13 protein-coding genes and 1 pseudogene are annotated in these 12,693 nt (G+C 75.8%); 4 read left to right on the top strand and 10 right to left on the bottom strand.

Annotation, left to right across the window (positions count from 1 at the left end):
• Positions 1-74: 74 nt before the first annotated feature.
• Together ACQ452_RS26390 and ACQ452_RS26395 are read right to left on the bottom strand one after the other, a co-directional pair.
• Positions 75-719 carry a response regulator gene (locus ACQ452_RS26390; RefSeq protein ID WP_433388242.1) on the bottom strand — a complete coding sequence of 215 codons (645 nt, stop codon included), beginning with the start codon at positions 717-719 and terminating at the stop codon, positions 75-77.
• Positions 716-1,840 (bottom strand): sensor histidine kinase, encoded by a 1,125-nt coding sequence (locus ACQ452_RS26395; RefSeq protein ID WP_433388244.1) that lies wholly within the window; start codon positions 1,838-1,840, stop codon positions 716-718. Before ACQ452_RS26395 ends, ACQ452_RS26390 begins: the two co-directional genes overlap by 4 nt.
• 484 nt (positions 1,841-2,324) lie before the next feature.
• Here ACQ452_RS26395 and ACQ452_RS26400 point away from each other — a divergent pair.
• Positions 2,325-2,825 (top strand): annotated as a pseudogene (locus ACQ452_RS26400) (alpha/beta hydrolase); the annotation flags it as partial.
• Between the two features lie 354 nt (positions 2,826-3,179).
• Here ACQ452_RS26400 and ACQ452_RS26405 read toward each other — a convergent pair.
• The 4 genes from ACQ452_RS26405 to ACQ452_RS26420 are packed head-to-tail and all read right to left on the bottom strand — an operon-like array spanning position 3,180 to position 5,950.
• Entirely contained in the window at positions 3,180-4,205 is a 1,026-nt protein-coding gene (locus ACQ452_RS26405) for a tetratricopeptide repeat protein (protein WP_433388246.1), read from the bottom strand.
• 10 nt (positions 4,206-4,215) lie between these two features.
• Positions 4,216-4,698: a 2-C-methyl-D-erythritol 2,4-cyclodiphosphate synthase gene (gene ispF, locus ACQ452_RS26410; protein WP_433388248.1), complete on the bottom strand. Its 483-nt coding sequence runs from the start codon at positions 4,696-4,698 to the stop codon at positions 4,216-4,218.
• Positions 4,699-4,714: 16 nt separating this feature from the next.
• Entirely contained in the window at positions 4,715-5,410 is a 696-nt protein-coding gene (gene ispD, locus ACQ452_RS26415) for a 2-C-methyl-D-erythritol 4-phosphate cytidylyltransferase (RefSeq protein ID WP_433388250.1), read from the bottom strand.
• A 54-nt stretch (positions 5,411-5,464) separates the two neighbouring features.
• On the bottom strand, positions 5,465-5,950 hold the full coding sequence (locus tag ACQ452_RS26420; protein WP_091626665.1) for a CarD family transcriptional regulator: 486 nt from the start codon (positions 5,948-5,950) through the stop codon (positions 5,465-5,467).
• Between the two features lie 327 nt (positions 5,951-6,277).
• Here ACQ452_RS26420 and ACQ452_RS26425 point away from each other — a divergent pair, with 327 nt between their 5' ends.
• The gene (locus tag ACQ452_RS26425; RefSeq protein ID WP_433388252.1) at positions 6,278-6,964 is read left to right on the top strand and encodes a hypothetical protein; all 687 of its coding nucleotides are present in this window, start codon (positions 6,278-6,280) and stop codon (positions 6,962-6,964) included.
• A 66-nt stretch (positions 6,965-7,030) separates the two neighbouring features.
• Here ACQ452_RS26425 and ACQ452_RS26430 read toward each other — a convergent pair whose 3' ends face one another.
• The 4 genes from ACQ452_RS26430 to ACQ452_RS26445 form a co-directional block, all read right to left on the bottom strand.
• Positions 7,031-7,735 (bottom strand): hypothetical protein, encoded by a 705-nt coding sequence (locus ACQ452_RS26430; RefSeq protein ID WP_433388254.1) that lies wholly within the window; start codon positions 7,733-7,735, stop codon positions 7,031-7,033.
• Positions 7,736-7,766: 31 nt separating this feature from the next.
• A complete protein-coding gene (locus tag ACQ452_RS26435) occupies positions 7,767-8,825 on the bottom strand; it encodes a type III polyketide synthase (protein ID WP_433394431.1) in 1,059 nt (352 codons plus the stop codon).
• An 88-nt stretch (positions 8,826-8,913) separates the two neighbouring features.
• Positions 8,914-10,080, bottom strand: a complete 1,167-nt coding sequence (locus ACQ452_RS26440; protein WP_433388255.1) for an acyl-CoA dehydrogenase family protein — start codon at positions 10,078-10,080, stop codon at positions 8,914-8,916.
• A 43-nt stretch (positions 10,081-10,123) separates the two neighbouring features.
• Positions 10,124-10,882, bottom strand: a complete 759-nt coding sequence (locus tag ACQ452_RS26445; protein ID WP_433388258.1) for a methyltransferase domain-containing protein — start codon at positions 10,880-10,882, stop codon at positions 10,124-10,126.
• 45 nt (positions 10,883-10,927) lie between these two features.
• Here ACQ452_RS26445 and ACQ452_RS26450 point away from each other — a divergent pair, with 45 nt between their 5' ends.
• Complete coding sequence (locus ACQ452_RS26450; protein WP_433388259.1) at positions 10,928-11,767, top strand: UbiA family prenyltransferase; 840 nt, start codon at positions 10,928-10,930, stop codon at positions 11,765-11,767.
• A 139-nt stretch (positions 11,768-11,906) separates the two neighbouring features.
• A complete protein-coding gene (locus ACQ452_RS26455) occupies positions 11,907-12,662 on the top strand; it encodes a hypothetical protein (protein ID WP_433388261.1) in 756 nt (251 codons plus the stop codon).
• The last annotated feature ends 31 nt before the right edge of the window (positions 12,663-12,693 follow it).

Raw genomic sequence — 12,693 nt, forward strand, 5'->3', positions numbered from 1 at the left:
GTGTGCGCGGCTGCCGCCGCCGGGCACGATCGCAGCCCGCGGCGCGCGGAAGAAGCTGCGGTCGGCGGCCCCGCTCAGGCCAGGCCGGCGTCGTGGGCGAGCAACGCGATCTGGGTACGGTTGTCCAGGCCGAGCTTGGTGAGGATGCTGGAGACGTGCGCCTTCACGGTCGTGAGGGCCATGGCGAGTTCGGTGGCGATGTCCGCGTTCGTGCGACCTCGGGCGATCTCCAGGGCCACCTGGTGCTCGCGGGGGGTGAGGGCGGCGAGCGCGGCACGGGCGCGCGCGTAGGCCCCGGCCTGGGTGACCGTGCGATCCATCAGCCGGCGGGTGACGCGGGGGGACAGGATCGGCTCCCCGGCGGCGACCCGGGTGACCGCCTCGACGACCTGCGGGGGCGCGGTGTCCTTGAGCAGGAACCCGCTGGCTCCGGCGCGCAGCGCGTGCAGGATGTTCTCGTCGGTGTCGAAGGTGGTCAACACGATCACCTCCGGCCCGTGGGCGCGGGCGCGTAGCCGCCGGGTGGCGGTGATGCCGTCGACCCGCGGCATGCGGATGTCCATGAGGACGACGTCGGGGGCGTGCGCGTCGCTGGCGACCACGGCCTCCTGGCCGTCGGCCGCTTCGCCGACCACGACGATCCCGGCGACGCCGTCCAGCATCATCGACAGGCCGGCACGGACCATCGCGTCGTCGTCGACCAGCAGCACGCGGATCATGCCGGCCACGGTAGCCAGGCGTGCAGCCGGAACCGCCCGCCGACCACCTGGTGATCCAGTTGCCCGCCGGCCAGGCGTACCCGCTCGGTGAGGCCGACCAGGCCGAGGCCGCCGCCCGGCACGACCGGGGCCGCGCCCGTCGCGGGCACCGGGTTGGAGATGTCGATCGTCAAACGGGTACGCGGGGCGCCGCTGAGCCGCACGTCGACGGGCTCGCCCGGGGCGTGTTTGCGCGCGTTCGTCAGCCCTTCCCGTGCGACGCGGTACGCGGCCCGGGCAGCGACCGCCGGGAGGGCGGCGGCATCCACGACCTCGTCGCGCAGCCGCACCGGCTGCCCTGCCGCGCCCGCCTCGGCGACCAGGCGGGGCAGGTCGGCCAGGGTGGGCAGGGGTTCCCTGTCGTGCTCCTCGTCCTCGCGCAGCAGGCTGATCACCTGGCGCAGTTCCTCCAGCGCCTGGTGCACCCCGACCCGAACCACCCCGGCGGCCCGGGCCAGTTTCTCGGGGGCGGCGTCCGGCCGGTACTCCAGTGCGCCGGCGTGGGTGGCCACCAGGGACAGCCGGTGGGCCAGGACGTCGTGCATCTCCCAGGCCAGCCGGTGCCGCTCGGCCAGGCGGGCCTCGGCGACCCGCCTGCCCTGCTCGGCCTCCGCGCGGCGGGCACGTTCGCGCAGCGAGACGAGCAGGGCGCGCCGGGATCGGGCCAGCGCGCCCCAACCGAGCAGCGCGCCGTACGCGGCGCAGATCAGGATCAGCCACCAGCCGAGGGAGATGCCGGAGTTCGGCCGCCACCGGCCCTGGGCCAGGTGCGCCGCGACGCCCGCCGCCGCCACGGCCGCGGCGACGGGGAACCGCCTGCGCCGCGCCACCTGCAAAGCCCCCATCGTCGCCGCCGGCGTAGCCACCGGGGAGAGGGCCGCGAGGAGGGTGGCGGCGAGCGCGCCGGTGCCCGGCCAGCGGAGCTGGGCGAGCGCCGTGAGCAGGCTCAGCACCGCGACCGTGACGTCCAGCCACCACATGCCCGCACCGGCCTGCCCCCACAGCGACAGGGCGCTCAGCGCGCCCGCGCCGAGGATCACGCTCGCCACGGCCAACGGACGCGGGGACGGGATGCCGCTCACCTGGCCAGGCTAGTTGCCGGCGCGGCAGGTCCGGCACCTACCAAAGTCGGACCCGCCCCCTGCCGAGGCGGGACCCGGCGCGGCCAGCCGGCCGATGCGCCGGCCCGGGCGACCCGGCGAGGCTGACCGGCATGAACCCCGCCGCGCACAGCGCACCCACCGGCACCGCCCCCGGACGGGCGCGCCGATGAACCTGCCCTACGGATACCTGTCCACGGTGGGCCTTCTCGCGGTCTGCGCCCTGTTCGCACTGGTCGCGCCGCGCCGGCCCCGACCGCTGGCCAGACTGAGCTTCCACCTCGGCCTGGCCATCAACGAGCTGCCCTTCGTGGCCTGCGCCTGGCTCCTGGCCGCCACCGCCCTCGCCCTCGTCGAGGGCGACCTCACCTCGCCCATCACCCTCGGGGCGGCGGCCCTGACCCTGGCGGGACTGCTCCGGCTGGCCTGGCGGGGCCGCCAGGCGCTGCCCGCGGTGCGGCGCGCCATGGGGGCGGTGCCCGTGTCGCACCGCCTGCCGTACGGGCGCATCCTGCTCCGTCCGCTCCCCCACCGGCCCCGCGCCGTCGAGCGGATCGCCGACCTGCCGTACGGGCCGGCGGGTCGGCGTCACCGCCTGGACCTCTACCGCCACCGCTCCCGGCCCACCGGGGCGCCGGTCCTGATCCACCTGCACGGCGGAGGCTTCACCGGGGGCCGGAAGAACAGCCAGTCCCTGCCCCTGCTGCACCGCCTGTCCAGCCAGGGCTGGGTGTGCGTCAGCGCCAACTACCGCCTGCGTCCGCAGGTGACGACCCTGCACGGCCACCTGGAGGATGCCAAGCGGGTGATCGCGTGGGTGCGGGAGCACGGCCCCGGCTACGGCGCGGATCCCGACCGGATCTTCCTGGCCGGCAGCTCGGCGGGCGCCCACCTGGCGGCCCTGGCCGCTCTCACCGCCGACGACCCCGGCCTCCAGCCCGGCTTCGCGGGCGTGGACACCTCCGTCGCGGCCGTGATCGGCCTGGGCGGCTACTACGGCCCGTACGACGGCACCGACCCGCGCACCTCGCCCCTGGCCCATGTGCGGCCCGAGGCGCCGCCGTTCCTCCTCGCCCACGGCACCCACGACACCCTCGTGCCGGCCGGGAGTTCCCGGCTCTTCGCCGAACGCCTGCGCAGCCGGTCGACCCAGCCGGTCATCCACATCGAACTGCCCGGCGGGCAGCACGCGTTCGACCTGTTCCACTCGCTGCGCTTCGAAGCCGTCATCAACGCCGTGCGCGCCTTCGCCACCGGGGTCCCGTCGTCGGCTTCCCCGGCGGCCGGGGCCGCACCGGGTGACCGCCCGGCCGGCGGGCGGTCAGAACTCGCTGCGGGACAGCACGGCGAGTTCGGCGGCGGTCCCGGCGGCGATGGCGAGCACCAGCGGCCACGGGGTGCCGACCAGGGCGTAGAGCAGGACCAGCGCCGGGGCGGCGGCCGCCGCGTAGACGGCCAGCGCCAGGGTGCGGTCGGAGCGCAACAGGCCCGGCAGGATGGTCCGGGCCAGCCCCGGCAGCCTGGCGGCGAAGCGCCAGAGCACCAGGGCCCCGCCGAGCGCCGCGAAGGCGGCCGCGACGCGGGACAGCCCCGCGCTGCCCGGCGCCATGCAGGCGACCAGCACGGCGGTGATCATCGTCCAGCCCGCGCCGTAGACCACTAGCTGCCGCAGGCCGGCCGAGATGGTGCGACGGGAGTCGACCCGGCCGGGGCTCATGGCGGCGGCCTCGGCGAGGTGCGCCAGCGCCTCGCTCCAGCGCCGCTGCTCCAGCCGCAGCACCCCGATGTCGTGCCAGGCCTCGGCGAGCTGCGGGTCCAGCCGGAGCGCCTCCCGGTAGGCGCGCTCGGCCATGTCGAACTGTCGCATGTTCGCCGCGACCAACCCGAGCACCAGGTGCGCCCGAGGAGCCTCGGGGGCCAGCTCGATCCCACGCCAGGCCGCGTTCAGCGCCGGCTGCCCGTTGCGGGAGACGGCCAGGATCCCCGCCGCGCTGCTCTGCGCGTACGCGTCGTCGGGGCCGAGCGCCAGGATCCGGTCGGCGGTCCGGGCCGCCTCCGCGTACTCCTCCAGCTCGACCAGTGCGAGGGCCCGGGCGAAGAACGCCGGGACGCTGTCCGGGGCGGCAGCCACCGCCGTGTCGGCGGCGGTGCGTGCCTCCGCCGGGCGGCCGGCCGCCAGGTGGACCCGGGACAGCATGGTCAACGCCGCGGCGTCGGCCGGGTCCAGGGCCAGGGCGTAGGAGGCCTCGGCCGCGGCCTCGTCGTAGCGGCCCAGCTCGGCGAGGAGTTGGGCGCGCTGGAGGTAGCCGTCGGCGGCGGACCGGTCGGAGGTGGCGTCGCTGGACATCGCGGCGAGCCTAGGCGGCCGGGGCCGCGTACACCAGGGCCACCGCGATGCCGGCGAGGCCCTCGCCGCGTCCGGTGAAACCGAGGCCGTCGGTGGTGGCCGCGGAGACTGTCACCGGGGCGCCCACCGCCTCGGAGAGCACCCCCTGGGCCTCCTCGCGGCGCGGCCCGATCTTGGGGCGGTTGCCGACGACCTGCACGGACACGTTGCCGATGGCGAAGCCGGCGGCCCGCACCCGGCGGGCGCTCTCGACGAGCAGGGCGACCCCCGACGCGCCGGCCCACTCGGGCTGGTCCACCCCGAAGTTCGCCCCCAGGTCCCCGAGGCCGGCCGCCGAGAGCAGCGCGTTGCAGGCGGCGTGGGCAACCACGTCGGCGTCCGAGTGCCCGGCCAGGCCGTCCTGGCCGGGCCAGTGCAGACCGGCCACCCAGCACGGGCGGCCCGCCGCGAAGGCGTGCACGTCGGTGCCGATGGCCACCCGAGGAACGATCATGCGAAGAGGGTACGCGTCACAGGCCGGTGGACAGCAGGTGCTCGGCCAACGCCAGGTCGAACGGGCGGGTGACCTTCAGCGCGTACTCGGAGCCGGGAACGCAGCACACCGGCACGCCGAGCTTCTCGACCAGGCCGGCGTCGTCGGTGAGCGAATCGTGCGCGGCGGCGTGCGCGGCCGTCAGCACCGACCGGCGGAAGCCCTGCGGGGTCTGCACCGCCCGCAGCGCGGAGCGGTCGACGGTGCCGAGGACGACCTCGTCGGCGCCGACCTCCTTGATCGTGTCGACCACGGGGAGCACCGGGATCACCGCGTCGTGCCCGGCGCGGACGGCCGCCGCGACGGATTCCACCAGCTCGGGCGGGGTCAGCGCCCGGGCGGCGTCGTGCACGAGGACGATCTGCGGGCCGGCGGGCACGGCCGCGAGGGCGGCGGCCACCGATGCCTGCCGCTCCGTGCCGCCGGGCACCACCGTCACCGGGGCGACCGGGGCGAGCAGGTCACGTACCGCCGTCACCTCGGCGACCGGGGCGGCCACGACGATGGTGTGCACCGACGGCGCGGCGGCGAGCCGGCGCACGGCGTGCACGAGCAGGGGTTCCCCGGCGAGCAGGCGCAGGGCCTTGGGGAGGCCGGGACCGAGGCGTACGCCGGCACCGGCGGCAGGCACGAGGACCGCGACGTCACCGCGCGGATTCAGCTGCGCGGTCACGTCGCGGTCCTCGGGTTTGTTCACTACGAATCGGGTACGACGATGCTGTGCGGACTAGGCCTCGGTGAGGACCTTGTCGAGCAACGTCTCCGCCTCGTCCTTGGTGCTCTTCTCGGCCAGCGCGACCTCGCCGACGAGAATGTCACGGGCCTTGGCGAGCATGCGCTTCTCGCCCGCGGAAAGGCCCCGCTCCCGCTCCCGGCGCCACAGGTCGCGGACGACCTCGGCGACCTTCAGCGGGTTACCGGAAGCCAGCTTTTCCAGATTCGCCTTGTAACGCCGCGACCAGTTGGTCGGCTCCTCGGTGTGCGGTGCACGGAGCACGTCGAAGACCTTGCCGAGGCCCTCTTCGCCGACCACCTCGCGAACGCCCACGATCTCGGCGTTCTCGGCGGGCACCCGGACCGTCAGGTCACCCTGTGCCACCTTCAGGACGAGGTATTGCTTAGGCTCGCCCTTGATGACCCGAGTCTCGATTGCCTCGATGAGTGCGGCCCCGTGGTGGGGGTAAACAACGGTCTCGCCGACACTGAAAACCATAGGTTCGAAACCCCTTTCGCTGTGTCTAGGGTAACACGCTCAGGCACCGATGTCTCACCGCTGTCCTGACCGTTGGCGCAGCTCAGGGGCCCTGTGAGAGGTATTTCTTCCGCTTGACAGACCGCCATGACAATGGTTTGACCACGCTCCGTGATGCTTGGATGACACCCTGGCGCGGGCTGGCGTGAACGTCGAGATCAAGGGCTATGCGCTCTTCCCATGGTAGCCCGCCGGCCGGGTACGCGCCCAGGTGTAGCGGCAGCCCGACCCGTGCGGGAGGCTGGGGGTAGAGCCGCCGTCCGCTCTTCCAGACGACTTGGGGGTCCGATGGGCAAGCCCGACGCAGACGGCCCCGAGGTGCCCGACCTGCCACCGGAGTGGGGTCGGGTGGTCGTGCCGGACGACGCCTCCGCCCTGGCGGCCGAGGCCGCACGACTCCGCCGGGAGCTGCGGGCGACGCCCCGCCGGGCCGGCGGAGTCGTGCGGGGCCGGCCCTCGCTCGCGCTGCCGCTGGTGGTCCTGCTGGTGGCGGTGCTGACCACCCTCGCCGGGCTGGCGGCGGTCACCTGGCCCCGGTCCGGCCGGGCCACCCCGGAGCCGCTCGCGACCCCGTACAGCCCGCCGTCCGGCCGGCCGCTGCCCGCGCTGGACCTCGTCGACGCGGGCCAGTCACCGGTGCCCCTGCGCGGGTTGGTCCCAGCGATGATCATCATGATCGACGGCTGCCCCTGCCGGAGCGAGGTGGCCGACGCCGCCGCCCTGGCGCCCCCCGGCGTCACGTTGGTCACCGTCGCCGCCCACCGGGCCGTACCCGCCACGCCACCGGTCGGCGGGGCCGCCCCGCGGGAACTCGCCGACCCGGCCGGCGGGCTGCGCGCCTTCCTGCACCTGCCCGCCCGCCCCGGCACCGCCACCGCGCTGCTGGTGGACCGGGCCGGCATCCTCGTCAAGGTGGTGCCCGAGGTGCGTTCCACCGAGGACTACCGCGCCGACCTGGCCCGCCTCGCCGCCTGAGCCGCACCGGCGAGGCGGCGGGCCCCCGCTGACGGCCCCGCGGCGCGCGGACCGCCCCGGCCACCCTCAGTGCGCGGCGACCAGTTGGGCCTCGACCCGCAGCGGCTCGGCGTTGGCGCTGGACAGCGAGACCTTGAGCGGGCCGCCCCTGCCGACGATCCCCACCGAGGTGACCGACCCGTCGCAGGCGCTGGTGAGCGGACCCGCCGCCCGGGCCCCGACGATCACGATCCGCAGCTCACCCGGACCGCGGCAGCGGTACTGGAGCAGATAGTCGGCGCCGGGCACGGCGGAGGCGTCCCTGACGAGCCCCTGCGCCGGGCCGAGCGCGGCCCGGACGGTCCAGACCGTGCCGGGCCGACTGTCCAGCCCGCCACCTCGCGCGCGCTCGTCGAGCAGGCCCTCGAGCGCGCGGCGCGGCTCCGGCACGTCGCCGTCCAACCGGAAGGTGACCCCGCCGCTCGGGTCCGCCCGGAACATGGCACCGCTGCTCGGATCGACCCGGAAGACGGTGGGCCGCCCGGCCCCCTCCGGCACGACGGCCCGGACACGGGCCGCGGGTGTGGCCCCGGCCTGCGGCGCGACGCCCGGCGCGCCCGCCACGGGACCGGCGACGGGGGCCTGCGCCTGCCACCACCAGCCGCCCCCGGCCAGCGCCACCAGCCCCGCCACGGCCAGCACGACGGCGCGCAGCCGGTCGTCGACGCCGGAAGCAGGGCGCTCGCCGGCGTCCGGCCCGGCTTCCGGCCGATCTGCCCCATCGACGTTCATTACCAGAGGGTAACCGCACCGCGCGAGCGGATCACTCCCGTCGTTCGAGCAACGCGGCGTACAGGGTGAGGCCGGGGCCGAACGCCAGCATCACCACCCAGCGCGGCGGCGACGCGGCCCGGCGCAACCGGTCCAGGATCAGCAGCACCGTCGGCGACGAACAGTTGCCGTGCTCGTCCAGGGTCGCCCGCGACGCCGCCAGCCCCTCCGGCGGCAGCACCAGCTCCCGCTCGACGACGTTCAGGATGCGGGGACCGCCCGGATGCACCGCCCAGCCGTCCACCTCGGACAGCTCGGCGCCGTGCCGGGCCAGCAGGCCGTCGACCAGATCCCGCACGTGCCGGGAGAGCACCTGCGGCACCTTCGGCGACAGCCCCATCCGGAAACCGGTGTCGGTGACGTCCCAGGTCATGTGGTCGGCCGTCGAGGTGTCCGTCACGGACGCGACCTCGCGCAGCGCGTACCCCCGGCCGCCGGGGACGAGCACCGCGGCGACCGCGGCGTCCGAGAAGAGCGCGTGGGAGACGATCTGCTGGGTGTCCACCCGGGCGCTGGAGGGCTGGATGTGCAGGCTGGTCAGCTCCGCGCAGAGCAGCAGCGCCGGCCGGCCCCGGGCGGTCACGAAATCACTCGCCGCGCCCAGCCCCGGCAGCGCCGCGTAGCAGCCCATGTGCCCCACGAACATGCGCTGCGTGTCCGGTGCCATGCCCAGGTCCCGGGCGAGCAGGATGTCCAGCCCCGGGGTGGCGTACCCGGTGCACGAACAGACCAGGAACAGCCCGATGTCGCCGGCCGAGAGCCCGGCGGCGGTCAACGCCCGACTGACCGCCTCCTTGCCCAGCGGCAACGCCTCGACCAGATAGCGGCGCATCCGCCGCTCCGTCGGCCAGTCGGAGACGTCCTCCAGCAGCGGGTTCACGGCGGCCTGGCGACGGGTCACCCCCGAGTGCGCGAAGATCCGCTGCGCCAGTGCCCGCGTGCTGCCGGAGAAGTGCTTCGAGAAGAAGCCCTCCCACAGGTCGTCCTGCGCGGCCGACGGCGGGTGCGCCGTCCCCAGCCCCGCGATCACCGGTACGGCCACGATGCCCACCTCTCGTCCGCCCTCGCGTACCCCGTCCCCGGGCAGGCCCCGCGCAGCGCGGGCCCCCACGTCCGCCGCCCCGGCGGACTCCCCACGCTCACCAACGAGGGACCGTCGCGTCGCGGTCCGGGTCGCCGCCCAGCGCGGCCACGCCGAGCCAGTCCGCGCACACGTCCGACGTCGCCGGGTGCAGCGAGCCGCAGCGGGCGTCCCGGTAGAGCCGCTCCAGCGGATGCCCCCGCCGGGTCGCGGACGTGCCGGCCGCCTCCAGCATGGACGCCGCCACGTCGGCCGCGGTCGTGCCGGCGAGCAGCTTGGCCCGCCAGACCCAGCGGTTGGTCTCCGCGTCGCCCGGCGCCTCGTCCACCCGGCGGGCCGCCTCCGCGACCACCAGCTGGGCCGCCGCCACCGCCGCGTCGGCCCGGCCGAGGCGGGACCGGACCGCCGGCAGGCCGGCGAGACCACGCGCGTTCAGGTGCTCCGCCGCCGACTCCACCGCCGCCCGGGCCACCCCCACGTAGACGGCGGCGTAGCTGGCCACCAGCCAGTGCGGCATGAGCTGGGCAATCACCAGGGCCAGCCCCTCCACCCCGCCGAGCAGCCGGTCGGCCGGCACGGTCACGTCCAGGTGCAGGTCGTGCGAGGAGGTCGCGCGCATGCCGAGCGAGTCCCAGGTCGGCTCGACGGTCAGCCCGGCACCCGCCGGCACCAGGAACTGGGAGACCACCGACTGGTCGGCGGCGCTGCGGGCGGCCACCAGGTAGCCGTCCGCGTGCCCCGCCCCGGAACAGAACGTCTTGCTGCCCTTGAGGTGCCACCCGCCGTCGACCGGCTCGTAGCCGGTGCTGAGCTGGGAGAGCCGGGCACCGGTGCCGCGCTCGCTCATCGCCACGGCGTACCAGGCGCCCCCGGCGGCGGCGGTGAGCAGCCGGTCCCGGGCGGCCAGCGCCTCGTCCGGCACCCCGAGCGCCTCGGCCAGTTCCTCGGTGACCGCGCCGAGCGCACCGGTGACCGAGGCGTGCATGTTGAAGACCAGGGCGGTCGCGCCGTTGCCCCGGGCCAGCTCGGTGGCGACCGCGGCGTACTCGGCGAAGGTGGCACCCATCCCGCCGAGCGCGGTGGGGACCATCAGGCCGAAGAGCCCGGCCTCACGCAGGTCGCGGAAATCCGCCACCGGAAACGAGCCGTCCCGGTCGTGCTCGGCCGCCCGGGCGGCCAGTCTCGGTGCCAGGCGGCGAGCCGCCTCCAACGCGTGCTGCGTCATACAGCCCCCTTCTCGTCCACTCCCTACCCAGGGACCGGCTCCGCTATCCGCCGCGGGTACCGCGGCCCTGGTAGAGCACGGCTGTCGACCAGGTCGGCACGATCCGTGGCGCCGGGCCGCCGGCCGCACCGGCGCCCGCGTACGGGCGGCCGGCGGCGCGGATCCGGCGCAGCAACCACCCGAGCAGGCCGGGCACGCCCGGTCGGATGCCCCGCAGCCGCAGGTCGACACCGTGTCGGGCGCACTCGGCCACCAACTGCCGGGCGTCCACGAACAACCGCGGATCGTGAATGCCTTTCGGCACCGTGGGCAGCCGCTCGGCGACCCGTACGGCGAGCAGCCGGCTCAGCGCCGTGTCGTTCAGCGTGTCCAGGACGAGCAGGCCACCGGGTCGCAGCAGCCGGCACGCCTCGGCCACCGCGCGCCGCCAGTCGGGCACGTGCTCCAGCAGCTCGCCCGCGGCGACCACGTCGGCGCAGCCGTCGGCCAACGGCACGGCGGTGACGTCGCCGTTGACGACGCCCACCCCGTGCGTGGCGGCCTGCGCCAGGGCCGACCGGGTGAGGTCGACACCGACGTGCCGGTAGCCCTTGCCGGCCAGGTGCGGGGCGAGCAGCCCGGCACCGCAGCCGAGGTCGACCAGGAGCGCGCGGGGGCGGGCGGCGGGCGGCACCAGCGCCGCGCGGGCCGCCGCGAGCCAGTGCAGCATCGCGAACGCACCGTCCGGCCGCCACCACTCGCCGGCCAGGTCGTCGTACTGGCGCGGATCGTTGCGTGGCAGGGTGCGGCCCGCGTCTGGCATGGACCGAGCGTGGCACGACTGACCGGTAACGACCAGACTTCCCTCATGTCGCCAACGGTGCTAGGGCTGGTCAGGGCGAGTCACCCCGAGCCGGCCGCCGCGGTCACCACGGTGGCCGGGTTGCTGGCGTGGGGCGTCGGGCACCGGCCGGTCGGGATCCTCGCCGTGGTGCTCACGGTGGCGGCCAGCCAGCTCGCCGTCGGCTGGGCCAACGACGCGCTCGACGCCGACCGGGACGCCACGGTGGGGCGTACCGACAAGCCGGTCGCCACGGGCGCGGTCGGCCGGCGCGCCACGGCCGTGGCCGCGACGGTGGCCGCGCTCGCCACCCCGGCGCTGGCGCTCGCCACCGGCCCGGCGGCCGCGCTCTGCGCCACCCTCGGGCTGGTCTGCGCGCTGCTCTACGACTGGCCGCTGAAGTCGACTCCGGTCTCGGTGCTGCCCTACGCGGTCTCCTTCGGCGCGCTTCCCGCCTTCGTCGTGCTGGCGCTGCCCGGCGGGGTGCTCCCGCCGGTCTGGCTGGTCGCCGCCGCGGCCTGCCTGGGCGCCGGGGCGCACTTCGCCAACGTCCTGCCGGACCTGGCCGACGACGCCCGGACGGGGGTGCGCGGGCTGCCGCACCGGCTCGGCCCCGCCGGCAGCCGCGCCGCCGCCGCGCTGCTGCTGCTCGCCGCGACCGCCACGCTGGTCCTCGGGCCGCCGGGGCCACCGTCGGGCGTGGGCCTCGCCGCGGTCGCGACCGCCGTCGTGGTGCCGCCGCTGAGCTGGTACGGCGGGCGCGCCGCCGCCCGGGCCGGAGGCCGGCAGGTGGCCGCCTTCCGGGCCGTGCTGCTGGTCGCCCTCATCGACGTCGTCCTGCTGGTCACGAGTGGTCGGCTGGTATGAGGGAAACCCCCGCGGGTGGCACGCCCGGGTCGGCGTGCGCGGGTGGATCAGGCCCAACTACCCTGGGACGCGGTCTGCGCGGGCATGGCCACCACCGCCGGCGTGAGCACCGGGTGGGATCGTGACGAGGAGGACCGACGTGACGCGCTCGATCAGGGGTTCCCGGCGGGCGGCCCTGCTGCTGTCCGGGATGGCCGCGGCGACCGGGCTGCTGCTGTCCGGCTGCGGCGCCGGCCAGGTCTCGGAGACCGCCAACAAGGAGCCGTCGGTCCAGGGCGTCAACCTGTCGGCTGGCAACGGCGACTTCCTCGTCCGTGGCCTGCTGGTCGGCTTCCCCGGCACGGAGGGCTACCGGGCGGGTGACAACGCCGTCCTGAACGCCGTGATCTACAACGACTCGCAGGCCCCGGTCACCGTGACCGTGACCAGCGACAACGCCCGCGAGGTCGTGATCACCGGCACCGCGGCGGCAGCCAGCGGGTCGGCGTCCCCGAGCGGCCCCGCGTCCGAGTCGCCGTCGTCCACCCCGACCGGGTCGCCGTCGCCCAGCCCGGAGACCTCCGGCAGCCCGTCGGGGTCGGCCAGCCCGAGCGCCCCGGAGAGCCCGTCGGCTCCCGAGAGCCCGGCCGCGCCGGCCGGCGAGCCGGCCCGGATCGAGATCCCGCCGCTGAGCTACGTGCAGCTCAACACCGAGTCCGACCGGGTCCTCCAGCTCATCGGCCTGAACGAGACGCTGCGCTCCGGCCAGAACGTCTTCCTGACCTTCGACTTCGGCAACGGCGTCACGATCACCGGCCCGGCGCCGGTCGCCGTGCCGCTCACCCCCGCTGCTCCCCCGTCGCCGATCATCGAGCGCGAGGGCGGCTACGAGGGCTTCGAGGACGGCGGGCACTGACCCCCGTTCCGCTGATCGACGACACCGTCGG

It is taken from the genome of Micromonospora sp. KLBMP9576, assembly GCF_050941805.1.
GTDB lineage: Bacteria > Actinomycetota > Actinomycetes > Mycobacteriales > Micromonosporaceae > Micromonospora.